17 protein-coding genes, 1 pseudogene and 1 other annotated feature are annotated in these 24,980 nt (G+C 41.7%); of the genes and pseudogenes, 14 read left to right on the forward strand and 4 right to left on the reverse strand.

What is annotated here, in order from left to right; genetic code table 11:
* The first annotated feature begins 108 nt into the window (after positions 1-108).
* From DXA07_RS01715 to DXA07_RS01725, 3 genes are all read left to right on the forward strand, one after another.
* Complete coding sequence (locus DXA07_RS01715) at positions 109-1,197, forward strand: NAD-dependent epimerase/dehydratase family protein (protein WP_021944663.1); 1,089 nt, start codon at positions 109-111, stop codon at positions 1,195-1,197.
* Between the two features lie 115 nt (positions 1,198-1,312).
* The gene (locus DXA07_RS01720; protein WP_118483076.1) at positions 1,313-2,455 is read left to right on the forward strand and encodes a hypothetical protein; all 1,143 of its coding nucleotides are present in this window, start codon (positions 1,313-1,315) and stop codon (positions 2,453-2,455) included.
* The gene (locus DXA07_RS01725; protein ID WP_118483078.1) at positions 2,455-4,071 is read left to right on the forward strand and encodes a CDP-glycerol glycerophosphotransferase family protein; all 1,617 of its coding nucleotides are present in this window, start codon (positions 2,455-2,457) and stop codon (positions 4,069-4,071) included. Before DXA07_RS01720 ends, DXA07_RS01725 begins: the two co-directional genes overlap by 1 nt.
* Here the strand turns inward: DXA07_RS01725 and pap are convergent.
* Positions 4,068-5,540, reverse strand: a complete 1,473-nt coding sequence (gene pap, locus DXA07_RS01730; RefSeq protein WP_117822373.1) for a polyphosphate:AMP phosphotransferase — start codon at positions 5,538-5,540, stop codon at positions 4,068-4,070. The two genes, DXA07_RS01725 and pap, sit on opposite strands and share 4 nt — an antisense overlap.
* Before the next feature lie 535 nt (positions 5,541-6,075).
* Between pap and DXA07_RS01735 the strand changes: the two genes are divergently transcribed.
* The 5 genes from DXA07_RS01735 (at position 6,076) to DXA07_RS01755 (ending at position 14,270) form a co-directional block, all read left to right on the forward strand.
* Positions 6,076-6,267 (forward strand): transcriptional regulator, encoded by a 192-nt coding sequence (locus DXA07_RS01735; protein WP_008402480.1) that lies wholly within the window; start codon positions 6,076-6,078, stop codon positions 6,265-6,267.
* A gap of 125 nt (positions 6,268-6,392) precedes the next feature.
* Positions 6,393-8,030, forward strand: a complete 1,638-nt coding sequence (locus tag DXA07_RS01740) for a hypothetical protein (protein ID WP_118483080.1) — start codon at positions 6,393-6,395, stop codon at positions 8,028-8,030.
* Positions 8,031-8,051: 21 nt separating this feature from the next.
* Positions 8,052-8,777, forward strand: coding sequence for a DUF6063 family protein (locus DXA07_RS01745; RefSeq protein WP_008402483.1), 726 nt, complete (start codon positions 8,052-8,054; stop codon positions 8,775-8,777).
* Complete coding sequence (locus tag DXA07_RS01750; protein ID WP_118483082.1) at positions 8,764-13,242, forward strand: hypothetical protein; 4,479 nt, start codon at positions 8,764-8,766, stop codon at positions 13,240-13,242. Before DXA07_RS01745 ends, DXA07_RS01750 begins: the two co-directional genes overlap by 14 nt.
* 209 nt (positions 13,243-13,451) lie before the next feature.
* On the forward strand, positions 13,452-14,270 hold the full coding sequence (locus tag DXA07_RS01755) for a PD-(D/E)XK nuclease family transposase (RefSeq protein ID WP_117808076.1): 819 nt from the start codon (positions 13,452-13,454) through the stop codon (positions 14,268-14,270).
* 93 nt (positions 14,271-14,363) lie between these two features.
* On the opposite strand, the pseudogene DXA07_RS01760 reads toward DXA07_RS01755, so the two are convergent.
* Positions 14,364-15,577, reverse strand: a pseudogene (locus tag DXA07_RS01760) (aminotransferase class I/II-fold pyridoxal phosphate-dependent enzyme).
* A gap of 151 nt (positions 15,578-15,728) precedes the next feature.
* Positions 15,729-15,982 (reverse strand) — a binding site (T-box leader).
* Between the two features lie 1,120 nt (positions 15,983-17,102).
* Between DXA07_RS01760 and DXA07_RS01765 the strand changes: the two are divergent.
* Complete coding sequence (locus DXA07_RS01765; protein ID WP_118483084.1) at positions 17,103-17,888, forward strand: hypothetical protein; 786 nt, start codon at positions 17,103-17,105, stop codon at positions 17,886-17,888.
* Positions 17,889-17,941: 53 nt separating this feature from the next.
* Here the strand turns inward: DXA07_RS01765 and DXA07_RS01770 are convergent, their stop codons facing one another.
* Positions 17,942-18,487: a DUF6512 family protein gene (locus DXA07_RS01770; protein ID WP_117808078.1), complete on the reverse strand. Its 546-nt coding sequence runs from the start codon at positions 18,485-18,487 to the stop codon at positions 17,942-17,944.
* A 248-nt stretch (positions 18,488-18,735) separates the two neighbouring features.
* Here DXA07_RS01770 and DXA07_RS01775 point away from each other — a divergent pair, with 248 nt between their 5' ends.
* From DXA07_RS01775 to DXA07_RS01795, 5 genes are all read left to right on the forward strand, one after another.
* Positions 18,736-19,905, forward strand: coding sequence for an NADP-dependent malic enzyme (locus DXA07_RS01775; RefSeq protein WP_117808079.1), 1,170 nt, complete (start codon positions 18,736-18,738; stop codon positions 19,903-19,905).
* A gap of 85 nt (positions 19,906-19,990) precedes the next feature.
* A complete protein-coding gene (locus DXA07_RS01780) occupies positions 19,991-20,461 on the forward strand; it encodes a methylglyoxal synthase (RefSeq protein ID WP_021944671.1) in 471 nt (156 codons plus the stop codon).
* 299 nt (positions 20,462-20,760) lie between these two features.
* On the forward strand, positions 20,761-21,096 hold the full coding sequence (locus tag DXA07_RS01785) for a helix-turn-helix transcriptional regulator (protein WP_021944672.1): 336 nt from the start codon (positions 20,761-20,763) through the stop codon (positions 21,094-21,096).
* A 29-nt stretch (positions 21,097-21,125) separates the two neighbouring features.
* Entirely contained in the window at positions 21,126-21,848 is a 723-nt protein-coding gene (locus DXA07_RS01790; RefSeq protein WP_173784027.1) for a LytTR family DNA-binding domain-containing protein, read from the forward strand.
* Complete coding sequence (locus DXA07_RS01795) at positions 21,845-23,017, forward strand: GHKL domain-containing protein (protein ID WP_118483086.1); 1,173 nt, start codon at positions 21,845-21,847, stop codon at positions 23,015-23,017. Before DXA07_RS01790 ends, DXA07_RS01795 begins: the two co-directional genes overlap by 4 nt.
* 324 nt (positions 23,018-23,341) lie before the next feature.
* On the opposite strand, the gene DXA07_RS01800 is transcribed toward DXA07_RS01795, so the two are convergent.
* Complete coding sequence (locus DXA07_RS01800) at positions 23,342-24,121, reverse strand: YlmH/Sll1252 family protein (protein ID WP_118483088.1); 780 nt, start codon at positions 24,119-24,121, stop codon at positions 23,342-23,344.
* Positions 24,122-24,980: the final 859 nt, after the last annotated feature.

The raw sequence follows: 24,980 nt of genomic DNA on the forward strand, positions 1-24,980 counted from the left end.
TATAGATATTTGTATAAGGAACAGAGTAAACGGTGGACAACATGAATAGTACAAGTGTTTTCCATATCAAGACGAAAATAAATAAAAATCATTCAGGAGGAAATAAAAATGAAAGATAAGATTTTAGAAGAGGACCTGTTGTATATTGCAAATGCAGGTGGAGATTATGAGAAATTATACGGTAAATCCATCCTGATCACAGGAGCAACCGGACTGGTTGGTTCACAGATCGTAAAGGCACTGCTTAAGATGAACGAAGTAAAGAATGCTGATATCACGATCTATGCATTTGTCAGAAATGCAGAAAAGGCAGACAAGATCTATGATGAATTTGCAAAGGATAAGCTGGTGTATGTGATCGGCGATGTTGGAAATCCGGTTACCGATGAGACTGTAACCCTGTCAAATGGCAAGAAGATCTCAGAAGTACAGATCAACTACATCATACATGCAGCAAGCCCTACAGCATCCAAGTTCTTTGTGGACTATCCGGTGGAGACGATCATGACTGCGGTAAATGGTACAAAGAATATGTTAGACCTTGGTAAGGAGAAGCAGTCCGAGGGTGTTGTATATATATCATCAATGGAAGCATTTGGTGCACCGGATCCTGAAAAGCCATATGTAAAAGAAGATGATCTGGGATACATTGATATCCACAATCCAAGAAGCTGTTATCCGGAGGGCAAACGTCTCTGCGAATGTATGTGTTCTTCTTACGCAAGTGAGTATAAGCTGCCGGTTCGTATTGCAAGACTGTCACAGACATTTGGCGCAGGTATCAGCTATGAAGAGAATCGTGTATTTGCACAGTTCGCAAAGGCTGCTATGAATAAGACGGATATTGTTCTGCACACAGCCGGAAAATCCGTTGGCAACTACTGCTATACCAGAGATGCCGTAATGGGTATCTTACTCCTTCTTGTAAAAGGAAATGATGGTGAAGCCTATACCGTAGCACATCCGGAAGCACACATCACGATCGGAGATATGGCAAAGATGGTTGCAGAGAAACTGGCAAATAATGAGATCAAGGTCGTATTTGACATACCGGAAAGTGCCATGACATTTGGCTATGCACCGGATGTAAATATGCGATTGAATTCAGATAAACTTCAGGCACTTGGCTGGAAGCCGGTGATCGGTCTTGAGGAAATGTATACCCGTATGATGAAGAGCATGGAGTATACAAGATAAAGATTGGAAGAAATAAGCAGAAACTGCTGCTGCAGGGGACGATCTGTTCTATGGTAGCAGCAGTTATTTGCATTACAGGAAAGTCTGGGATAAAGAAAACAGGAGGAAGTGACAGTTGGTAAACAGGATCGTAGTCGGAGCGGACAGCTTCAGTATACATGGAAAATTTGATGAGCAGGGGATGTTCCTTTTGATGGAAGAGGGCGATATCCTTTCAGAGGAGGATTTTGCGCGTATCGTGACCTTTGTTGATAACCACAGGAACGGAGATATCTTTCTGTTGCCGAAGAAATACGGACCGAGCAGGAACAGCAAGAAGGGAATTATGTATGCGCCGTTTTCCGCATATCGCGAGAAAGGAAAGCATGCGCCTTGGCTTGCACAGAAGCTGGACAGAGATCAGGAATTTCATGGTGTCTATGAGCAGCTTACAAATGGGGTGATCTCTACGGAGATTTTAAGATTCCTGCACGGATTTACACCATTCGGTATGGTGTTTAAGGGAAGCCTGTTAAATCAGTTAATGGAGATCGCAGATGCCGGAATACAGGGTAGTTCTGCCGGAATACAGAATGCCGGACAGGATGCAAATGTGACATTCGGAAGCCCTGCGCATACATTGGAGGACGTTCTGGTAAAGGGATCATTTCCGGTATTAAAATGGCTGCTTGCGGTTCAGGCAAGAGCCTGTCTGGATGAGAAACTCTATTATATCGATGGTGTTGGCTATACTTTGAAAAACAGCTTTGAAGGGGATAAGACCTTTTTTGAAGGAATCTATGACCGGGCATGGTATAAGGATACCGTTGATCAGCTGATCGAATGGTTAAAGGAAATGTCCATCCATCAGGAAACCCTGCAGATGCTTGTTATGCAGCATGCACTGTTCATTGTAAAATATATGATCCAGGCAAATCTCGATAACCTGAACAAGCATTTATTTGAAGAGACCGACGGCGAGGCTTTTTTGTGGAGGCTTGGGGAAGTGCTCTCTTATATAGATGATTCGATCATTTGTGAGAATCAGGGATACCATGTGGATATGAAGAATGAAGACTGCCTGGTATGGGTATTGCTGATCTTAAAGTATAAGGACACCGGTCTGGAATTTGATTTTACAGATGGCTGCTACAGCTATAATGATATCCAGATTGGAGAGCTTACGAAGCCGACGGCGGACATTCAGTTTATGGACAATAAAGATATGGAGGATCACACAGAGCTTACGATCGAGGACGGTTATCGCCTATTCTTTTGATGAATGGAGCAGAGTTTGGTGTTCTGGTCGGTGACCGCTTCTATCCGGCAGAATATAATGAGCGGTATGCACATACAAAAGCATTTGGCATGTCGATCTTCAAGCTTCGGGCATTTACGATCCGGGTGGAGCTTCCATATGGACAGGAAACAGAACTGGCTTATGTAACAAGAGTCCGGGCGGATGTCTTTGAAAATGGTGAAACGATGGGAATGTCGGTAGAGGATCTTCCGGTCACTCTGGAATTCGATTCTCATTTCAGCCGTTTGTGTGACCGTTTCCGTCACAGCTATTGGAAGATCAATAAGAAGCTGTATATGTATAAGACAGAAGCCAATATCATGAAGGTTGATCCGGTAAAGCATGGGAAGATCGCAGGCAGAGAACTGACGTTATGGCGGGATATGTTTGCAACCGGACAGAAGAAGGTTATTAAGTTTATCATTGTCCGGGCGTTCTTAAAGGCAAAGCCGGTTTTAAAGCATCGTCCGATCTGGCTCTTTTTTGATAAGATATATAAGGCGGGGGACTCCGCAGAATACATGTACAAATATGCAAGAAGCAAGAAGGATGGCATCAAATGCTATTATCTGGCAGATGGGGCATCGGAAGATTATGCACGTCTGGAACGCGAAGGTATGAAGCCGGTCAAACGGAGAAGCATCAAGCACCGGTATGCATTTTTGTATGCGGATATGGTGATCGTGTCAAACTCTACCGTCTACGCATTTAATGATTTCGGTACGATCAATTCGGCACTGATCCGTGATCTGATGAACTTCCATGTAGCCTGTGTCCAGCATGGTATGTCTATCCAGAAGATCGCAGTTGCGCAGAACCGGTTGAGAGATAATACACGGTTGTATTTCTGTGCATCCAAATATGAGATTGAAAATCTGTCGAAGCCGATCTACGGCTATGAGGGTTATGATGCATTGAAGCTGACCGGAGTACCGCGTTATGATGGACTTATAAATGAAGATAAACGGCAGATCCTGTTATCCCCGACCTGGCGGATGCAGGCAGCAGTTCCGGTTACAAAGAATGAGGGTGTGAGCCGTGACTACAATCCACTTTTTAAGGAGACAACCTATTATCAGGTATATAACAGCCTTATTAATGATGAGCGTCTGATCGCTGCGGCACAGAAATATAATTATAAGATCGTCTATGTACTGCATCCGATCGTCAGCCCGCAGATCGATGATTTTGATAAGAATCCTTCGGTAGAGATCATTCCGGCGGTTGCCGTTCATGGACATTCCGGTGTCAATTATGAGAAGGTGTTCCGGGAATCCAGTCTGATGGTTTCGGATTTCTCCGGTGTTCAGTTCGATTTCGCTTATATGCGTAAGCCGGTGGTCTACCTGCACCATCACGATATACCGAAGCATTATGAGGAAGGAACCTTCCACTATGATACGATGGGATTTGGCGAGATCTGCGAGGACAACGACGAATTGATCGATGTTCTGATCTCTTATATGCAGAATAACTGCGAGATGAAACCGGAGTACCGCAGACGTGCCGATGATTTCTTCCGGTTTGACGACCATGACAACTGTGAACGGATCTATGATGTCATGATCGACTACCAGAAGACAAAGATTCATTAAGATATAGCTTTTTCTATAGCATCAACTATGATCTCCAGGGTTTTTAACCGGGCATATTTTTTATCGACTGATTCGATGATGTGCCATGGAGCATAGGTGGTGCTTGTTTTTTGCAGCATTTCATTGACGGCTGTTTCGTATTGATCCCATTTTTCACGGTTTCGCCAGTCCTCATCTGTGATCTTCCATTGTTTTTCCGGTGTATTCTGACGCAGCGTGAATCGTTCAAGCTGGGTGTCTTTATCAATCTGTATCCAGAATTTGATGATCACAGCACCCCAGTCATACAGTTCTTTTTCAAATTCGTTGATTTCGTTGTAAGCACGTTTCCAGTCATTTTCACTGCAAAATCCTTCGATCCGTTCTACCATGACTCTGCCATACCATGTTCGGTCGAAGATAGCTACATGACCGGAGCGTGGAAGCCTGGTGAAGAAACGCCAGAGAAAATGTCGGGATTTTTCATACGGAAGAGGACTTGCAATCGGAAATACTTCGTAACCGCGAGGATCTAATGCTTCCGTTACACGCTTGATATTGCCGCCTTTTCCGGCAGCATCCCAACCTTCGTATGCAATGATGACAGGAATCTTTTTGTGGTAAATGCTGTTGTGCAGCTCTCGAAGTTTTCCCTGTAATTCTTTCAGACGTATGGAATATTCTTCATCAGATATCGTCTTGTCCTGTAAAGAGATATCTGACAGCTTCGGCATGTCCATAAGAGGGAATACATTCTGCGGGATCGGAACTGCCAGTGAATGATTCTGTAGGGCAACATCGATTCCCTCGGTCAGGATTTCCAGAACCTGAAGCTCCGCCCATTTCTTGGAGCAGCCATCGATGATATACCATGGCGCGCGGGAAGAATCGGTAGCATCTAAGAATTTGTCAAAGATGTCCATGTATTTGTCATAATGTTTGTTCTGTGCCAGGTCAGTATCGGTCACTCTCCATTTGGTTGCAGGATCATCGGCAAGCGTCCGGATTCGTTTCTTCTGTTCTTTTTTCGAGATGTTCAGGAAGAATTTGACAACCAGATAGCCGTTATCGGTCAGCTGTCGTTCAAATCTCCGAACATTGGCAATTCGAAGCTCGTAGTCTTTTTTTGACAATTCTTTGTGTGCGTATTCACGCGTAAGCTGATCCATCCAGCCGGAATCCATAAAGACAAAATTGCCGGCTTCCGGTATCTCTTTTACAAATCGCCAAAGAAATGGTTTCCGCCTGTCCTCTTCTCTGACCTTTTCCAGCGATGCAACCCGGTAAAAACGTGGATCGATATTGTTGATGATCCGTCCGACCAGACTGCCTTTGCCGGAAGTACCCCAGCCTTCTACCAGAACGATGACCGGAAGCTTGTGTTCCCGGACAGCCAGCGTCTGCGCCGCCAGCTTTTTCTGCAAAGCCTTTAACCGTGTATTCATTTCCTCGTCCGATGGCTTTTCCTTCATAATTCGATTATTCAACATACATAACACCCCCTGTGTAATAATGAAATTAATTTTTTATATTGCGTGAATTATGCGTTGGGATATCTTAACTTACCAATACAGGGGCATTTGAGGTCGCCGGTCCTTAGATGGCGCATTAGCGGCATCTTAGTACCGTTGCAGACCTAACTGAGACCTTACCGAGGTTTATCCGAGGTTAGTTCGAAGTTACACAGCGGGAAAACGAGCGGAAGCGTCCCCTGATTGGTAATGTTAAAGGTATCCCATGCATATCAATGTATAATATAAAAAATTAATTTCATTATTTTCCGGTTATATCATAAAGTCAATGGACAAAATGTTTAAATTATCTAAAGGACACGCATATAAAATTTAATTTATGTATACAAATTCTATTGTCATGCCGACCGTTATATTGTAGAATATACATGAGGTTAGGGTTGGATTCTTGTAGAATTTATTTTGTGCTGAATTTTGAAATAATATTGAATGAAAGCATTCTTTTTTTTTCAGAAAGAATGCACATAGGAATGATACAGGAGGGACACAGACTATGACATCAGGTGAAGAATTATTAGAATTAAGAAAGTCTACAGGAATGAACAGACGCGAATTTGCTGAGTATTTCGAGATACCGTATAGAACTGTACAGGACTGGGAACTTGGAAATAGAAGAATGCCATACTATCTTCTTCGTCTTATGGTTTACAAAGTAGACAAAGAAAATCTTGCAAAGCAGGATTGATTCAGGTAATTATTTTTTAAACAGATGATGGGCGAATAGGTATTGAAAAATCACGGGCATGTTATGTGTCCGTGATTTTTTAAGAAAAACAGAAAATAAAGCACACAAAACAGGGAGTAGAAACAGTGGCAAAGCAGTACGTGATGATCAATGACATAATCGAAGAACATAATGCGAGAATGTATAACTTAAGAAAATACTACCCGTTTTTTGTGTTATCGGAAACTGCATTTACACAGTACAGGGATGGACGATATAACAGTCTGGATATGGGATATATCACCATGGCGGTACTGCGTTTTTTTATTGAGGAAAACAACTTCAACGAGAGGGACATCACATATCCCCAGTGTGAAGCATTTATAAAAGAGCTACTGATCCGTGATTTCGATATTGAGATCGAGGACGAGGATATGGCAGACCTGATCTTATATATATTTGACAAGATCAGAAATGATGGAAAAGCATTTGAATTTACATTTTACGATCCGGGTAAGAAGCAGAAGAAGACCGGGCGTGTCAGACTGATCGACAGCCGGATCACGGATGGAAAAGTGCTCTATTACATAACTGCGGATGGAATAGAATTCTATCTTGATACCAAGGAGATCAAGGACGAGAGCAAGATCAATGTAGAACAGGTTTTGCTTGAGAAGATGATCACCGGAGAGAATTTCAAGGGAGGTATCGAGGTTGTCAAGCGGATCAACAGCGAAGTGAACCGGCTTGTAAGAGAAAAAGACGATATTGTAGATCTGCTTTCTTACGATGTATTTGCTGGGGCAGAAGCTTATGAGAAATATATGAAGACGGTTGGCAAATGGTTTTCCGAGGAACAGAAATTATTTGCGAAGAACAAGGCACTGGTCGATAAGGCAGTTGCGAAAGCGAACTTTGACCATCTGACAAAAGGTTCTACGTTGTTGGATGAGATCAGTCAGTTGGAGCTGGAATTGAAGAAGACCATATTAAAGCATGGAAATCTGATCAACAGCACCATGGAATTACAGAATATATCGGACAACATTATTCAGAAGGCGAAGTTAAAGCGTCTGCGTCCGGTATTTGATTTTGAAAAGGAATTACAGAAGATGATCAGGGAGGATCGGCCGGATAAGATGGGCATGATTCTTGCTCCTTTATTTGCACCGGCGATCACGAAGTCGTTCTCGATGACATCGATCGACAATCTTCTTACGCTCAAATCAGAGGATGAGGCGAAGATGGTGACAGCAAAGAAAGAAGATGTAAATGCGAACTTCCGTTACGAGGACGAGATTGAAGAAGAACGCTCCGGCAGAAACTATGGCAAGTTATTCTTTGAACTGATGGATGTGCTTGCCCGCTGGAAGAAGCTCAGCCTGAAAGAATTCAACGGATTCCTAGAGATACGATTTGGAAAAGAAATCTATGAGAATGCCGATTATTACGCATTCCTTACCCATCTGGCACAGAAGAAGGAATATGATATCAGCCGGATGTTAAAGAAGCAGGATACCATGCTTGAAAAGCTGGTAGTTGACAGTATTCGGGAATATCAGAAGGTGCGGGACAGCATCGGAGAGCAGCAGATACCACAGGCTACAGCCGACAGCATTTCAACTGTAAGCGTACCGGATATTTATTCGGAAGATGCTTATGCTCCGGATATCTCATTTGAGCCATACAAAGATATGCGCTTCACGCTGACCTTTGACAGCACTGAGGAGATCCCGGTTGGAGCAGATATGTATGTTACGAACATAATATTTGAATTGCAATAAAAATACATGTGAGGAAAAAAGATGGACAGCAGAAATTTGGATAAGGCGATTGAGATCTACGCCAGACTGATACAGGGCGAAACGATCGCGAAAGCAAGCAGAGAAAACAGTGCTCTGTACGAAGATTATTATGGAAATGCAGAGGTCTACGAGATTGTAGGCAATCTGTTAAAGAAACTGAATCTGAGTATTTACGAATACAACGAAGCACTTTATATCACTCCGGGTGAAGGCAACCGGGTATTTGGTTATACAAATGACGATATGAAGCGCATACTTGGACTGCGGCTGAATAAAGAATTGTTCCTGTGCTATTTCCTCATGTATGTGATCCTGCTGTATTTTTATAAAGATTCCGGAAGCTATCAGTTCCGTGAATTTATCAAGCCGGAAAAGGTGATCGAAGAGGCGGACAAATATCTGGCAGATGTGACGAAGCGGTTGTCTGTATTTTCCGCAGAGGATGTCGGGGCAGAGAGCTTTAAAGCGGTTGGGCTGCTGTGGGATGAGCTTCCGGCAGTCAGTCATGCAGTCTATGACGGAGAAAAGACGAAGGCGTCAAAGGCATCCAAATCCGGTTATGTGAAGCTGACATTTAACTTTATGGTCAGCCAGAAATTATTTGTCGAGAACGAAGAACGCTACTATCCGACCGATCGGTTCAAGGCGTTATGTGAGAATTATTTTGAAGAATACAGGGGACGTCTGTATCAGCTGCTTGGAGGTGAAGAGGATGCCGTGCATTAACCGAATACGGGTAAATAATGTAAAATACAACTTTGGTACACAGCAGTACGATGATTTTTCGATGCGTATGTATGGCAAGAACACGCTTTATGACCTTGCAAACGGTGGAGGAAAGAGTGTGCTGATGCTTCTTCTGCTTCAGAATCTGATACCGAATTGTACGTTAGATGATAAGCAGCCGATCGAGAAATTATTCCGGAATGGTGGCGGCAATACGACTATTCATTCCCTGATCGAATGGAAATTAGACGACGCGGATATCAAGGATGGATACCGCTACATGACGACCGGCTTCTGTGCCAGGAAAGCAAAGGAATCCGACGAGGGAGCATCACAGGACGGACAGACGGCGGCGATCGAGTATTTCAATTACTGCATTTTCTATCGGGATTATAATAAGAACGATATCATTAATCTTCCATTGTCAAATGGTAATGAAAGAATTACATACAGTGGTCTAAAATCCTACATTAAGGAGCTTGGACATAAGGATATGAGCCTTGAAGTGCGCTTATTTGAGCGGAAAGGGGAGTACCAGCGGTTCATCAGCGAATATGGTCTGCATGAGAGCCACTGGGAGATCATCCGTGGAATCAATAAGACAGAGGGTCATGTCCGTACTTATTTTGAGACGAATTATAAGACGACCAGAAAAGTAGTAGAAGATCTGCTGATCGAGGAGATCATAGAGAAAGCATTTCTGACCCGTACCGGTAGGGATGGGGATGAGAGCACGATGGCAGAAACGCTGCTTGATATTAAGGATAAATTGAACGTGCTGGCACAGAAGAAACGGGATATCGCGAACTTCGATCATCAGATCGAGCTGATCAATGTCCTGCAGGCAAAGGTCAATTCCTGTATTAACCAGTACGAGGCACACGAAGATATCATAAGGCAGCTTGCGGATATCTATGTGACGGGAAAAGAACTGACATCGAGAGAAAATGAACATCTGGAAGAAATGCTTGTGGCAAAACAGACTGCATTTGAACAGAAGGAAAGCCAGAAGAAGCGGTTGGAGAATCTGAAGATCACCAGAGATGGTTTCCGTCTGCAGGAGCTCCGGGATAAGTCAGAACAGTTAAATGCAAATCTTGCTGAAAATGAACGACAGGTATCGGCATTAAAGCAGGATATGAATATGAAAGAAAGTATCAATGATTATCTGGGTTATCTGGAAGACAGAAAACAGTTATCCGAGAATCAGAAGATCATCGATCATATCTTACAGAATACCGGGGCAGACCGTGAGAAAATGACGGTCTATGCCTATAACAGAAAGCTTCGGGATGATGCGCGTTTGAAAGAGCTTCTTCTGGCAAAGGAAGAGGTCGAACAGTCGCATGAGTATGCAGTGAAAGAGGCTGATTACTGCATGAAATGTATCAAAGAGGGCGAGATCGATCTGGCTGTATCCGGGGATAATCGGAAAGCGGCTTCGGACAAATTACAGTCCTTAAATAACAAGATATCCGAGCTGACCTCACAGGTTGCCCTGCTTGTTGTGTCGGATGCGGCAAACGTGATCGAAGCATCCGAAGAAAAGGCAGCAGAATTTGAGGCATCCTTACAGGCACTTGCAGAGAGCATACGGGAAGATCAGGAGCAGGTATTTGAAGACCGTTACCGGTTGTCACTTGCGGAAAACAGTCTGGAAACACTGGAAAAAGAATATGAGACAAGCCATCTGGATGCAGAGGAATATCGTCAGGCAGCTAAGAAGTTAGAAAGCATTATGGCGGTATATAGTGTAGAGAAAGCAGAAGAAATCATAGATGCGATCAATGCAAGGATCACAGGAACGCTGACCGAGACGGTCATCAGAAAACAGGAGATTGACCGACAGCTTGCAAGACGCAAATATCTGGAATCCGGACGTTTATTCGGACCAAGTGCAGGAGCATCGGCAGTTATTGATTATATCGTGACCAGACATGGACATATGGCGATGCACGGAGCTGATTATCTGGCAGCACTTAAGCCGGAGCAGCGGACGGAGATCTTGAAGAAAAACGGGGCACTTCCGTATGGAGTAGTCGTGAAGAATTTCGCTGATATTGCAGAGGATATCAATCTGGATTCGATTCAGACAGACAATGAAATGGTTTTGATCTACGATATGGATGACCTGTCTGAAAAGGCAGTTACCATAAACGAAAATGCCGTTATGGTCTGCAGAAAAGGAGAATATTTTACAGATGATGAGATTCTGAAATCGTTAAAGGAAGAACTGACGATCCAGATCCGTGGCCTTGAGGATGAGATATCCATGATCGATGAGAAGCTTGCGACCTACCGGGAAGATCTGGCATTTGTCAGTCATCTGGCAGATGAGAGGCACCTGGATGCGGCAGATATCGAACGAAAGCTGAATCAGGATCTGTTAAATAAAAAGGATGAGGTCCGTGAGCTTCAGGATCGTATAACAGAACGGACAAGCCGGATCACCCAGCAGAAAGAAGATGAGGCATCCGTAAAAGAAAAGCTGCATGAGCTGGAGGAAGACAAATCAATCCTGCTTCGTATTAAGGAGCTTTCTGATCTGACAGTTGAGGAAGAATCCCGTTATACGGAGAATGTTCAGAAAGAACAGCGGATCACCGGACAGATCGAGGAGCTGAAGCGGGATGCAGTCAGATGGAATACAACTGTGAGCGAGACGGAGGCACGGATGCTTGCGATCGCAAACAGTATTCAGGATATACAGGATAAATGGCAGAATTACTTCAAACCTTATTACCTGGAGGATGGCAAAGTGGATGTGTCACTGGATCCAAAGCAGAAGATTCAGGTGGCACTTGGACAGGAAACGGAAGATGTATCCAGACGGGATATCGAGATCCTTACGATCTCTGATGAAGTGCTGGAGACAGAATTTATGGCGATGTATGCAGTAGCAAATAAAAATGCACCGGATGTAGAGGATAAGAAGAAGTTGGTTCAGGCATTGTCACAGTCAATGGATCGTATCCTGCATACGATCGAGAAGCGTGGCGTGAAACTCTCGGATCTGGAAGCACAGACACAGTTATTTACCACATCTGAACAGCAGTTACAGGCACTTTCTGATGAATTGATGCGTCTGGAACTGGTATCAGCATCCATGGCGGAAGAACTGAAGAATGTATCAAAGGCTTCCGGCAGATTGGAAGGAAATATCGAATATGCGGTTGCCAGTCTGAAAAAGACTTATGGTGAAGATGCATATGTAGAAGAACAGATTTCTTTAAGTGAAGCAGAGCAGGCGATCGCACAGGGCGATCAGATCCTTGCCGAGCTGGAACAGAGTTATAAGAAGACAGCAGAGAAATATGAGACCTGTAACAAAGAGCAGGGCTATATGATCGAGCTTTATAAAGATGTAAAACGTATCGTAGATACAAATGACATCAATGTAGAAAATGGTAAGCTGTTAGAAGCCGGAAAAGAGGAGCTGCGACAGGCATTTGAGACCAGTTTGTTACGATATGACAGAAGTCGCAAGAATTTGGAAAAGACAAGAAATGAACTGATGCGGTTCAAGGGACAGACAGCGGAAGCACTCAGTGAAATGGGTGTATTCGAGATGGCAGAAACGATCCGCAGAGATGTCATCATACCTGAAAACTACTATGATGCAAAGGCGTTACTTGAAAGCCTGTTACAGATCATTTCCTATATCGATCTGGAAAAGGAAAGAGTGGAAAAAGGAATCGAAGATATGGTTGCGATCAAGGAGAATTTTTGCAGTCAGTGTTTACAGCGTTGTATGGATGTAAAGACCGAGCTTGAGAAGCTTCCAAAATTATCGAAGATCACCGTTGGAGAAGAAGTCATCCGTATGGTTGATCTGACGATCCCATATGTGAAAGAAGAATTCCTTGCACAGCGTATGTCTGATTATATTGACGATATCGTAAAGGGCGCAGATGCCTATGAGGATGAGAGGAAGCGTGTCCGTTATATCCGTGACTGTCTTGCATTGAAGCGGTTATTTGGCGTAATGGTCACAGACATGAATGCGATCAAGCTGAAACTATATAAGAGAGAGCGTATCAAGGAGCAGAGCCGGTATCTTCGTTATGAAGAAGCGGTTGGTAGTACCGGACAGTCACAGGGTATCTACATTCAGTTCCTGGTTGCGATCATCAATTATATTGCAGGTATGTATTCTTATGGCGCGGAGGGTGAGATCTCTACAAAGACGATCTTTATTGATAACCCATTTGGCGCGGCAAAGGATGTATATATCTGGGAGCCGATCTTTGCCATGCTTGCAGCTAATCATGTGCAGTTGATCGTTCCTGCCCGTGGCGCAACTCCGGCGATCACCGGCAAATTTGATGTGAACTACGTTCTTGGTCAGCAGATGGTCGGTAACCGCCAGCAGACGGTTGTTGTCGATTACACCAGCAAGACCTCGCAGGAGGAACTGGAATATCAGGACATCACCTACCAGCAGGCAACCTTTGACTTTATATAATGGTATTTGTTTTATTTGTGGTTATAATCAAAGATTTTTACATAAATTTACCGAAAGTTACATTGAGACATGCTGTTTATTACATTAGTGTCTTTTTTGATTATTTTTCTGTTATGCTGAATCTGTCGACAATATAGGTGCCGGAAAGAAGAAACTTGTCAAATAACAATATTAGATGTGTTTTGACATGAAAAAGGTAGCGTAATATAATGAATAGAAAAAAGAAAAGACATACTGACAGTGAAAAACAGGAACTTATTTCTTCGCTGGTAATTATGAATGATGCAATGTTTGAGGTTATGTGTGAAGACCCTCTTTTTATAGAAGAACTTCTTCAAACAATTTTCAATAATGCTGAACTCAAAATTAAACCAGATTCTTTGATTGCTCAAAAAAGTATCCGCAATCTTGCGGGCCGTTCAATTCGAATGGATGCATATGTTATAGGAGAAGAAGATAATGTATTTAATATAGAAATACAACGATCTATGAATTGTAATCATGTGAAAAGGGTTCGGTTTCATGCGTCTGTAATAACAGCAAATAATTCAGAGCCAGGCGATTCGTTTGATCATGTTCAGACATTATGTATTATATATATTTCTGAATTTGATATTTTCAGAAAGGGACGAACGATATATCATGCTCAGAATACAATTCTGGAAACGGGAAGCGTTGTTGATAATGGACTGACAGAAATTTATGTAAATACTGAAATAAAGGATGGAAGTAAGATATCGGATTTAATGACTTTATTTCAAAAAAAGCAATTAACAGTCGCTGATAAGGATAAATTTCCAAATACTTATAACAAATTTACACATGTGAAGAACAGTATAAAGGAGGATGGTTATATGAAAGATGAATTTGCAGCTTTTGTACGTAGAGAAGGAATTTATGAAGCGATTGAAACTTATGATGAATGTGGACTTGATCAGAAGGAAACCATTGAAAGAATAATGAAACGATATGATCTGACCAGGGAGCAAGCAGAACAATACTATAGTGATGTGTTTATTGTTTCATAAATTAAGATAGATCTATAGGACAAAACGTGTTGATAAAAACCGCCTCCAGCCCTTTATTTATGAGGGCTGGAGGCGGTTTAATCTTTTTTTGATTTACTGGTGGTAGTAGCTTAAGAAATCAGCAATTCTTCCCATAGCGGTTTTAAGCTGCACGATATTTGGCAGATATACGATACGGAAATGATCCGGGTCTGTACAGTTGAAGCCGGTACCACAGGTGATCAGGATCTTCTTCTCACGGAGAAGATCAAGGCAAACTTCTCATCATCCTTGATATGGAACTTCTCCTGATCCAGTTTCGGGAATATGTAGAAAGAAGCTTTTGGTTTCACAACGGATACACCGGGAATGTCACAAAGGGCATTGTAGATATATTCACGCTGTTCGTAGATTCGTCCGCCCGGAAGCAGGAGTTCATCGGCACTCTGATAACCGCCCAGAGAAGTCTGAACGATACTCTGTGCAGGAACATTTGAACAAAGACGCATTGAAGACAGAAGATTCAGACCTTCGATGTAGCCTTTTACATGATCCTTTCTGCCGCATAGACACATCCAGCCGATACGGTAACCGGCTACACGATGGGATTTGGACAGACCGTTGAAGCTGATCGTGAACACATCCGGTGCCAGAGATGCGAGTGCAACATGCTTTCTGCCATCCATAACCAGTCTGTCGTAGATTTCATCTGCAAACAGGATCAAATCGAATTCTCTTGCAAGATCAACAATCTGTTCCAGAATCTCCTTTGGATATAAGGCACCTGTTGGGTTATTTGGATTGATCACGACGATACCCTTTGTATTTGGAGTGATCTTACTTCTCATATCATCGATATCCGGATACCAGTCACTCTGTTCATCACAAATATAGTGAACAGCAGTACCGCCTGCCAGTGTGACAGAAGCTGTCCATAATGGGTAATCAGGAGAAGGAACCAGAATCTCATCTCCATTATTTAAAAGTCCCTGCATAGACATGGTGATCAGTTCACTTACACCATTTCCGGTATAGATATCGTCAATTCCGACATTTGGAATATGCTTTAACTGGCAATACTGCATGATAGCCTTTCTTGCGGAGAATAAGCCCTTGGAATCGGAATATCCTTCGGTGTCTCTCAGATTGTAAGACATGTCTTTGATGACTTCATCCGGTGCGTGAAAACCAAATGGTGCAGGGTTTCCGATATTCAGTTTCAGAACATCAATGCCCGCTGCCTGCATGCGGTTTGCTTCGTCCATAACAGGACCTCTTATGTCATAACAAACGTTATCGAGTTTCGTTGATTTTTCGTATGTTCTCATGCGATATACCTCTCTTTATAAGAATTTATCCGGCTCCCAAAACCGGAAGTTAAGCAACCTTAAGAATCCATTCTTGTACAGGAAACTGTTGTTATGGGAATTTGCCGGACTTTATAAGATGACAATAAAAAAGCCCAAGCAAATAAATTTTGCTTAGGGCGAACTTATTATTTTTATAGTCCGTGTTACCACCTAACTTCAGGAAAAACTTCCTGCACTCTGTACGGCCAGATCTCTTAACCGTTGTTCCTGTAACGTGGAACCTTCCGTTGACTGCTAATCTAAAACCTATTTCGCAATCACAGCTCGGGGACTGCTTCCTTAAGATGTTCTACAGGCTCACACCAGCCGCCTGCTCTCTGAAGTAACACTTGCTTAAGTACTCCTTCCTGTCATAGCCTTTGATTTTTCTAAAAGTCTAGCACTGCACAGGGGAAAAGTCAACTTAATTTTTATGGAATTATAATTGTTTAAAAAATATACACAATTAATACTACAATACAACATTTGAATGAAAAAAGACAAAATAAATACAATAAAATGATTAAATTGTCAAAAAATAATGTTGACAAAATGGGTATTATCACATATAATAAAGATACATTAAAGAACGGTCATCAAACAGATGCCACCTGGATAAACAGATCGAGGTCCGGTACACGGAAACTGGTCAAAAGTAAAAGGTGTTTTCCAGAAGTTCAAGGAAGGAGGAGATTCCGTTGGATACAATTGAAGAACAGTTTTATCATAGCAGCATACATGATTGGGAAGTTGTTTCCACACGGGATGCCTTATCGATATAACTTGAAACAAGTCCCCACACAGATGCCGGTTCGGCATAGATTGAAGTATCGGGACGTAGGTATTAGATTACCGATTATGTTCTGCTAGGATTGTTCAAAACACAAGATATAGGTAGTGTTTCAAGGGCATTAGGCTATATCACATAGACGCTTAGAAGTTGTTGGAAGGATTGGTACAACATAGTATCTGTTCAGGCAGTGACTGTTACAGATGCCACTTGTTTAGATTCGTTATAAGCAGGAGTTTATATAATATGTACCATTGCGGTATAACATTTCACATCTTTTGAAATATTGTACCATACATCTAAAATTTGAATGATGCAGTTGCATCGGGAGCATACATAATTGCTCATCCTTCAGTAGAATTTATTTATAGATTTTATATAAAATGGCGTTTTATATGGCGGGTGTGGAAACCTCGAATATTTACAGAATACTTCGACAATAATCTAAAATTAAATACATACAAAGACCCAGGTGCTTATGCATCTGGGTTTTTGTATGTATTTAAATTGATCCGGTTTCAAATATTTTAAAACTTTTAGTTCACATGATCTGTCATATAAATAGCGGCAGAAAATTTGTAAGTGGATTTTGCAAAATAAACAGTGTAGCCGCTTGCGTTTGTTTTTGCAAACGACTATATTAAATATTAGAGAAAGCGAAAGCTGAAAGACCTGCATAAGGACATTTTATTACAAAGAAGAGGAGACGAGAAAATGGCTACAAATGAAAACAATAATGTTCAGGAAACGACCGGACAGACACAGAACACGGCAACAGCGACACAGACGCAGCCGAATACAGCTGCAGCACAGAATGTGTATGGAGCACAGCAGGGCTATACATATGGAGCATATGATACGAATGCACAGAATAATGCATACTATCAGCAGAATGCCTATTATAACAATGCACAGGCAAATCCATATAATACAAATTATTATACGCAGACGTCACAGCAGACGACATCGTCGGAGAACAATTATTACAATAGTCAGGTATCCGGAGATGTATTTGACGAGGTATTCGTTGAAAAAGGTGAAACGCCGGTTGCAACATTAAGCAATGGCATGGTTCTGAATCTGATTTCGGGTGAGGGGTTAAAAAATGAGCAGGCAGTACTTACAGATGAACGATTATATTACAATCACCGGGAAGGACTGATCAACCGGATATCTACAAGAGAGATTGTAGATGCAGCAGATATTACCGGTACAAAGATAACAGATAACAAGCCATATTCCATTCTGATCGTTGCGATACTGATTCTGATCGGTTCGATCATAGGAGCTTCATCAGCCGATGATGGCAGTATATTGGCAAGTGGTATCATTGTTGCAATTATATTCCTGATCACATTCCTTGTTTTGATCAAGAAATGGCTAGTGATCGAATATGCAGGTGGACGCATCAGACTTAGCGTAAAAAAATATGGTATGAATAACATTATTGCATTTCAGAAAGCTATCTACAGAGTAAAAACGGAAGTTAAGCAGCATTAATTAAAAAGGAGACAGTCAACCCATAGCAGGTGGGGTGACTGTCTCCTTTTTTTTCATACCGTCTGATCGGATGGAACAAAGATTGGAAAATCCGGGATATTATAAGAGAATACAGCCGTAATTATGATAAGGACGATCAGGAATATATAGCCGATGGCATATATCCATTTGGGGATCCGATGAAGTGGCAGCAGATGTATGGCACTTAAGAACTGCCCGGCAAGAATACCGATTCCATAGGCGGTCAAGTCGATCGCCATGCTGGTACGATCGAAGCCGCCGGATAAGACATAGTAGATGCTTACAATGATAAGATTGGCGATACAGATACCGGTTGAGATCATCAGGATAACTTTATGAATAGAAGGCTGATCGGGAATGTAGTGCAGTGCATAAAGAATCAACATGACGATCAGAGTCGGAAACAGGGTAAGCTTCAGATGCTCCCAGATACTTTCATTGATCGGAGCACACCAGGCAATGAGGCTGTTTTTTCCAAGAATATCATAAAGAAAATGCCAGATACTTCCGAGAATGACAATACAGATCGAAGAAAAGATACCCCAGATAAAAAAGTTATATTTGCCGGAATGATACATAAGAATGATTCTCCTTGTAAGATTTTCATAAAGCGCAGAAGCAGTTTTGTATTTAAAAATAGAATTATATTTTTACCATAATAATTAGCAGGATTCATTGATGCAGACTGCTTGTTTGTGCTATTATATCTATATATTATATTCCGTATAAACAGAATATATGCATGAACAGAAGCATGCAGAAATGCGGGCAGTCAAGCAGTCTGGCATAAGAAAATAATGAGAGATTAAAAGGAGAATGTATACAAATGGATTACAATAGCCTGAGCTTAAAGATGCATGAAGAAAATAAAGGAAAGGTTGAGGTCATTTCAAAGGTAAAGATCAAGGACAGAGATGATCTAAGTACAGCATATACACCGGGTGTTGCAGAGCCATGCAGAAAGATCCGTGACAATAAGGCTGATGTATATAAATATACATGTAAGGGCAATATGGTAGCGGTTGTTTCCGATGGAACTGCAGTTCTCGGACTTGGCGATATCGGACCAGAGGCTGCGATTCCTGTTATGGAAGGAAAAGCTATCCTGTTTAAAGAATTTGGCGGAGTAGATGCATTCCCTATTTGTCTTGATACAAAGGATGTAGATGAGATTGTAGAAACCGTAAAACGAATCGCTCCTGTATTTGGCGGTATCAATCTGGAGGATATATCAGCACCAAGATGTTTTGAGATTGAGAGAAGATTGAAGGAAGAACTGGACATCCCTGTATTCCATGATGACCAGCACGGAACAGCTATTGTTGTATCCGCAGGTCTGATCAATGCACTGAGGTTGGTAGGTAAAGATTTTGATAAGGCAAATGTTGTAATCAATGGTGCAGGCTCAGCCGGTATCTCTATCTGTAAGCTGCTTCTTCAGCTTGGCATCGGAAATGTAGTTCTGGTTGACAAGCAGGGTGCACTCTGTCCGGGTCAGGACTGGATGAATCCGGCACAGGCAGATATGGCAGAGATCACAAATAAAGACAGACAGACCGGAAATCTTGCAGAGATCATGAAGGGGAAGGATGTATTTATTGGAGTATCAGCACCGAATATCGTAACGGCAGAGATGGTAGCATCCATGGCAGCCGATCCTATCGTATTTGCTATGGCGAATCCGACACCGGAGATCATGCCCGAGGAAGCAAAGAAGGGCGGCGTTCGTGTTATGGCGACTGGACGTTCTGACTATCCAAATCAGATCAACAATGTTCTGGTTTTCCCTGGCATCTTCCGTGGCGCACTGGATGCAAAGGCTACAGGAATTACAGAGGAAATGAAGATGGCAGCAGCAAAAGCAATCGCATCAATTGTAACCGATGAAGAATTAAATGAAGAATATATTATTCCGGGTGCCTTTGATGACAGAGTAGCAAAGGTGGTTGCCAAGGCAGTTGCGGATGAAGCACATAAGCTTGGTATAACAAAATAATAAAGGCTTGCAGAAATGTCCACTGGCAGAAATGTCGTGGTAATTCTTATAAGGTAAGCAGGTTTTGACAGAAAGGAGACCTAATATGACAGATGATTTTGTGACACTTACGATTGAGAAACAGAAGAATATTGCACTGATCGCACATGACAGCAAAAAGGCTGAGATGATCGAGTGGTGTAATGATAATAAGGACATACTGAAAAATCATTTTCTCTGCGGAACCGGAACAACAGCCCGGATGATCGCAGATAAGACAGGACTGCCGGTGCGAGGTTACAACAGCGGACCATTAGGCGGTGATCAGCAGATCGGTGCCAAGATCGTAGAGGGCAGAATCGACATGGTGATCTTCTTTTCGGATCCTCTGACAGCACAACCACATGATCCGGATGTAAAAGCGCTGCTTCGTATCGCGCAGGTGTATGATATTCCAATTGCAAATAACAAGTCGACTGCAGATTTTATGATCAATTCCAAATACATGGATCAGGAATACGATCATAAGGTGATCAATTTCAAGAAGAATATCAGACAACGTGCAGAAAGTCTGTAAACGGTATATCTTATAAATTTACAGGAAAGACAAACATATAAAAATAAAAACAGTGCCTGGTTTTAATACTGTCAGATTCACGGTGGATTCGTGGAAATGGTTGTATCGGTCAGGCACTGTTTTTGTATGCAGAAAAAAGAATGAAAAGAAAAAACGCTCTGCGCAAAAAACAATTTAGAAATTCTACTGTTGGTTAGAAAATGCTTCGTTGGTTTGTTCTATAAAAAGACAAATTTTGACAGAATACAAAAGAGAAGGTTGAAGCATATTAATCCGGAAAGCAATATGGAGAGAGATTAGTGAAGATTAACAGAACGTTTCTAGGACAACGGTTGAAAGAAGCAAGAAAGAAAAAAGGTCTTACCCAGCAACAGTTGGGAGAATTGACTGAACTCAGTGATAAATATATCAGCAGGATCGAAACAGGTAAGGCAGATATGTCACTGGATTGTTTTGTTGCATTGATCAATACGTTGGAGATATCTGCTGATTATGTTCTTCAGGACAGTTTGTATATGGATTATGAAATTGGGGATGACGAGAAGAAAAAACATATCTCATATCAGAGATTTGGGGCTGAGAAAACAGAACAGTTGTTATATATGCTTGATAAACTTACAGCAATGATGAAATAAGTACAAATTATATTATGGGGGGGAATATTATGATTCGGATTGCGGTTTGTGATGATGAGCAGCATGTTCTGGACGAGATCAGTCAGATGACAGCAACGTATATGAGAAACTGTAATTTCAATTTTCAGATTGATACATTTTGCAGTGGCGAGGAGCTGCTGATGGAGATCGACCAGAGCGGGATGTATCAGATCGTATTTCTGGATATTGAGCTGACGGAGATGAATGGGATCCGGGTGGCAGTACAGCTTCGGAAACAGTATCCATCTATGCTTCTTGTATTTGTGTCCGGGTACAGTGAATATTATCGGGCGGCCTTTGATGTCCAGCCATTTCAGTTTTTAGATAAACCGGTAAATGAACAGACCTTTCTTCCTTTGCTTGACAGAATTATATGTCATGTCAGAAACAATATGGAAATTCTTCCATTCTATTATAATCGCACGTATTACGCTATTAACATTGGAGATATTATTTATCTGGAGAGTAACCGCCGGGTGATCACGGCTGTTTGTGTCTCCGGAATATTTGAATTTTATGATAAACTTGAGAATCTGGAAAAATATCTGGAGGAGCACCAGCAGCATTTTGTCCGGATCCACAAATCCTATCTGGTCAATACCAGTCATATCAGGGAGCTTCGATACTCAGAAGTTATCATGAGTAATGGGATGGAGCTTGCCATCAGCAGAGACAATAAGAAATATGTCCGGGAATATTATATGGACTGGATCGGGGGAGCAGGCATTTGAGTTCTATTCTGTCGCTGGCATCTAATCTTTTTTATATCTGGACAATCCGGTTATTTGGAAGTTCTGGTTGTATATCCGGAAAATGCAGGAAAATAGCCGGGAAATCTCAATATCCATGGAAACAGGCGGCTGTTACAGGCATTTATCTGGCAGTGTTTATGATCGCTGCGGAAAAGCTTGTTTATCGTTATTTTATTATGGTTGGAAGCCATGCTGATGTTGGAAAAGAAACTTTTATAAGGCTTCAGATATCTGCTGTATCTATTTCAAGAATTATCCTTTTAGTATTTATAAAATTGAATATTCTGGCGTGGAGAATGCTGTGGAGAAGTCATCATGCAAATGTCGGTGCACCCGATATGGATGAGACTTGTCCGGATCCACTACTGGTCTTGCAGTATAAGGTGACGTTTGGAGATTTTGTGGAGGTATTTTGTGTTCCGGTAATAACTTTGGCATTGTTTACACATTTTCGGACGGCATGTGGAGGAAAACATTTTCCGACCATTGTACTGCTTCTGTATGCGGTCAATATATTATCCAGTAACCTGTATCGTCAGGAAAGAAATGGACAGATACGGGAAGTGAATGTCCGGACGATGCGTGCGGAAGCAGAACAGTATAAGGCATATAGTTTTTCTCTGGGAAAGGTCTGGCAGGAATTTCGGAAATTTCGTCATGACCTGAAGAAGCAATATATGCTGGAATGTGTGTATCTGGAAAATGGTCAATATGAGCTGCTGCATCAGGAATATGAAAAGGCACTGGCAGTTGTGGTAGCAAAGGAGGTGATTTCCGGGCATGTTCTGATCGATGCAATTTTGTCCTATAAAAAGCGGGAAGCATCCGAACGGGGAATTGAGATCACGACATGGATATCAGTGCCGATCGATCTTGCGATCAATGACCATCATTTGAATATGCTGCTTGGAAATATACTGGACAATGCCGTAAAATATACGATTCGTGGGGGAAAAATAGGGATCAAGATTTTATATGACAGGAGCAATCTTATGATCGTATGCAGGAATACGATCAAGGAAATGACGGTAAACAGCATACAGATCAGCGGGCCTGTCGGCGGGGCAGAAAAGCAAATACCCGGATTGCGTAACGGGCAGGTGGAGCGGAACCCGCATGGTCTGGGCCTCAGATTGTACAGGAAGTAGTGGCGTTTTATAATGGAACATTTGAAATAAAAAAGAGTGAGTTTGAGTATGTAGTGCGTGCTTTTTTGGAATTGCAATACCAAAAGTTACATTGAGACATGCTATTTATTACATCAACGGTTTTTCGCAGGTGATTTTTTGTATAGTGATGTTACGGGATATATGAAGGGATTCCGATAAACAAAAATGGAAGGAGGGTAGTGACAACATAAAAAAATAAACCAGAAAATTTATAAGATGTCAAAAATGGTGCAGGTCTGGAAGCGCAGCATATCGGGAGATTCGCTTAGCTGCTTCAGGTCTGCACTGTTTGTATGTATTAATTCAGACATAACGTTCAAATGTCAGATAGATCCTGCCTTTCCGGGTTTCATGTCCACAGCCTTTATAGATGAATTTGCCATATCCGCGGATGGACAGAGTATCCTCCGGTTTCAGGTTATAGCTGTTATTTTCAAGAATGCGATTGTTTAAAAATACTTTTTTTTCACGGAACAGGGCGACAGTCTGGCTTCTGGAGAGCTTCGTGATAGAAGCAATGGCAGCATCGATCCGTTCTGAGGCAGCAATGCACTGAAATTCTTCCAGTGTTGGTACAATATCCGGCAGGTCATCATCCGGGCAGATGATACAGCGGACATTGGTATGTTTGATGCGGGTAAGATTATCAGTGATGTAATCTGCGATCGAAGATACACAGAACACATAAGCGGTATTTCGTTTTCCGCTTCTGGAGGATTCTTTCATAACAATGTCACCGGTCATTTCACGTTCAATACCAAGGTTCATCAGAGAACCCAGAACGTCGCGGTGAGTCAGCTCGTCTGAAAATTTGTCCAGTAATGGTGTGATCTGAAGTATGGTGATCGGAAATGAAAGTTCATATCCGGTCATATCCTCTGATCCAAAGCGGATCATAACACGGTCACATCCTTCCCGGCCACCGAAAATCTGATATGGTACATGGTTGATGTCCGGCAGGATAGAATAGAAAATATCCAGATCGGATGCAGACAGAAAATTCGTAAAGGTATAGATATTCTTCTGATAGGCTTTATTTGCAAGATCCTTGAATCGTCCCTGTAATAATGCATCTGTATTCATGTGGTTTTCCTCCTGCGCGGCTGTGTTGTGTTCTTTCAATCTATGTAGAATGATAGGATTATTGGAACAATTTGTAAAGGGGGGAAAGAAACCTTAACTTTTTTGAAATATTCTTGACAAAATCTATACAAACGTATATATTGTGTAAAGCGTCTGGCGCGATAGAAGAGGATTCCGAATACGGGGTCAGTAAGATTGTGACAGACGTTATATATTTGCATAGTATTTTTTTCGAAAGATGAGGAGTTCAGTTTTGAGCTCCTTTTTCTTTATATCTGACGGAGAAATTAGGTATTGTTACATTCCGGATTTTATTTTTTAAGAAGAAAATATAAAGCTTCGCGATATAAAAAAGTATTCTGAACAAAAAATGGCATTTTTCACAATATTTTCAAATTTTTGCTGCTGTAAAAAATCGTAAAATGTCGAAAAGTATCGCACGCAAATCAAATTTTATTTGATTGAATTTGGCTGTTTGAGTAAAGAAATAGTAAATTTGACAAAATGAGATAGGCAAAATCCGTCAAAATATTCATAAAGCTATCATATATAGTAAAATTTGTGCAAAAAGAACCATAAAACCCGGAAAACTTTATTTATTATGCAATATTTACAAATTTGAATGAATTTGTTATCATAGCACCATAAGAGATGGACAGGAAATAAAAACGAACATCTTGAAAGAAGTTACTACAGTGTAGTAAGTTAAAAAAGACAATTACTTAACATTTGAATAGATATGATGGAGGATTCCCAATGCACGAATTCGTATAATCCCTATATTACGATGTAATGTACCCCATAACCCCCCAAACCCCCCCAAACCCCCCCCTTTTTGGAATCCTCCATGACCCATGAC

Source organism: Clostridium sp. AM54-37XD, assembly GCF_003478225.1.
GTDB classification, from domain to species: domain Bacteria; phylum Bacillota; class Clostridia; order Lachnospirales; family Lachnospiraceae; genus Coprococcus; species Coprococcus ammoniilyticus.

What these genes read in the sequence shown, in the direction of transcription:
- DXA07_RS01750 (WP_118483082.1), top strand. Translation starts at nt 8,764, where the DNA reads ATGCCGTGCATTAACCGAATACGGGTAAATAATGTAAAATACAACTTT.
- DXA07_RS01755 (WP_117808076.1), top strand. Translation starts at nt 13,452, where the DNA reads ATGAATAGAAAAAAGAAAAGACATACTGACAGTGAAAAACAGGAACTT.
- pap (WP_117822373.1), bottom strand. Translation starts at nt 5,540, where the DNA reads ATGTTGAATAATCGAATTATGAAGGAAAAGCCATCGGACGAGGAAATG.
- DXA07_RS01715 (WP_021944663.1), top strand. Translation starts at nt 109, where the DNA reads ATGAAAGATAAGATTTTAGAAGAGGACCTGTTGTATATTGCAAATGCA.
- DXA07_RS01735 (WP_008402480.1), top strand. Translation starts at nt 6,076, where the DNA reads ATGACATCAGGTGAAGAATTATTAGAATTAAGAAAGTCTACAGGAATG.
- DXA07_RS01775 (WP_117808079.1), top strand. Translation starts at nt 18,736, where the DNA reads ATGGATTACAATAGCCTGAGCTTAAAGATGCATGAAGAAAATAAAGGA.
- DXA07_RS01725 (WP_118483078.1), top strand. Translation starts at nt 2,455, where the DNA reads ATGAATGGAGCAGAGTTTGGTGTTCTGGTCGGTGACCGCTTCTATCCG.
- DXA07_RS01790 (WP_173784027.1), top strand. Translation starts at nt 21,126, where the DNA reads ATGATTCGGATTGCGGTTTGTGATGATGAGCAGCATGTTCTGGACGAG.
- DXA07_RS01745 (WP_008402483.1), top strand. Translation starts at nt 8,052, where the DNA reads ATGGACAGCAGAAATTTGGATAAGGCGATTGAGATCTACGCCAGACTG.
- DXA07_RS01780 (WP_021944671.1), top strand. Translation starts at nt 19,991, where the DNA reads ATGACAGATGATTTTGTGACACTTACGATTGAGAAACAGAAGAATATT.
- DXA07_RS01770 (WP_117808078.1), bottom strand. Translation starts at nt 18,487, where the DNA reads ATGTATCATTCCGGCAAATATAACTTTTTTATCTGGGGTATCTTTTCT.
- DXA07_RS01765 (WP_118483084.1), top strand. Translation starts at nt 17,103, where the DNA reads ATGGCTACAAATGAAAACAATAATGTTCAGGAAACGACCGGACAGACA.
- DXA07_RS01800 (WP_118483088.1), bottom strand. Translation starts at nt 24,121, where the DNA reads ATGAATACAGATGCATTATTACAGGGACGATTCAAGGATCTTGCAAAT.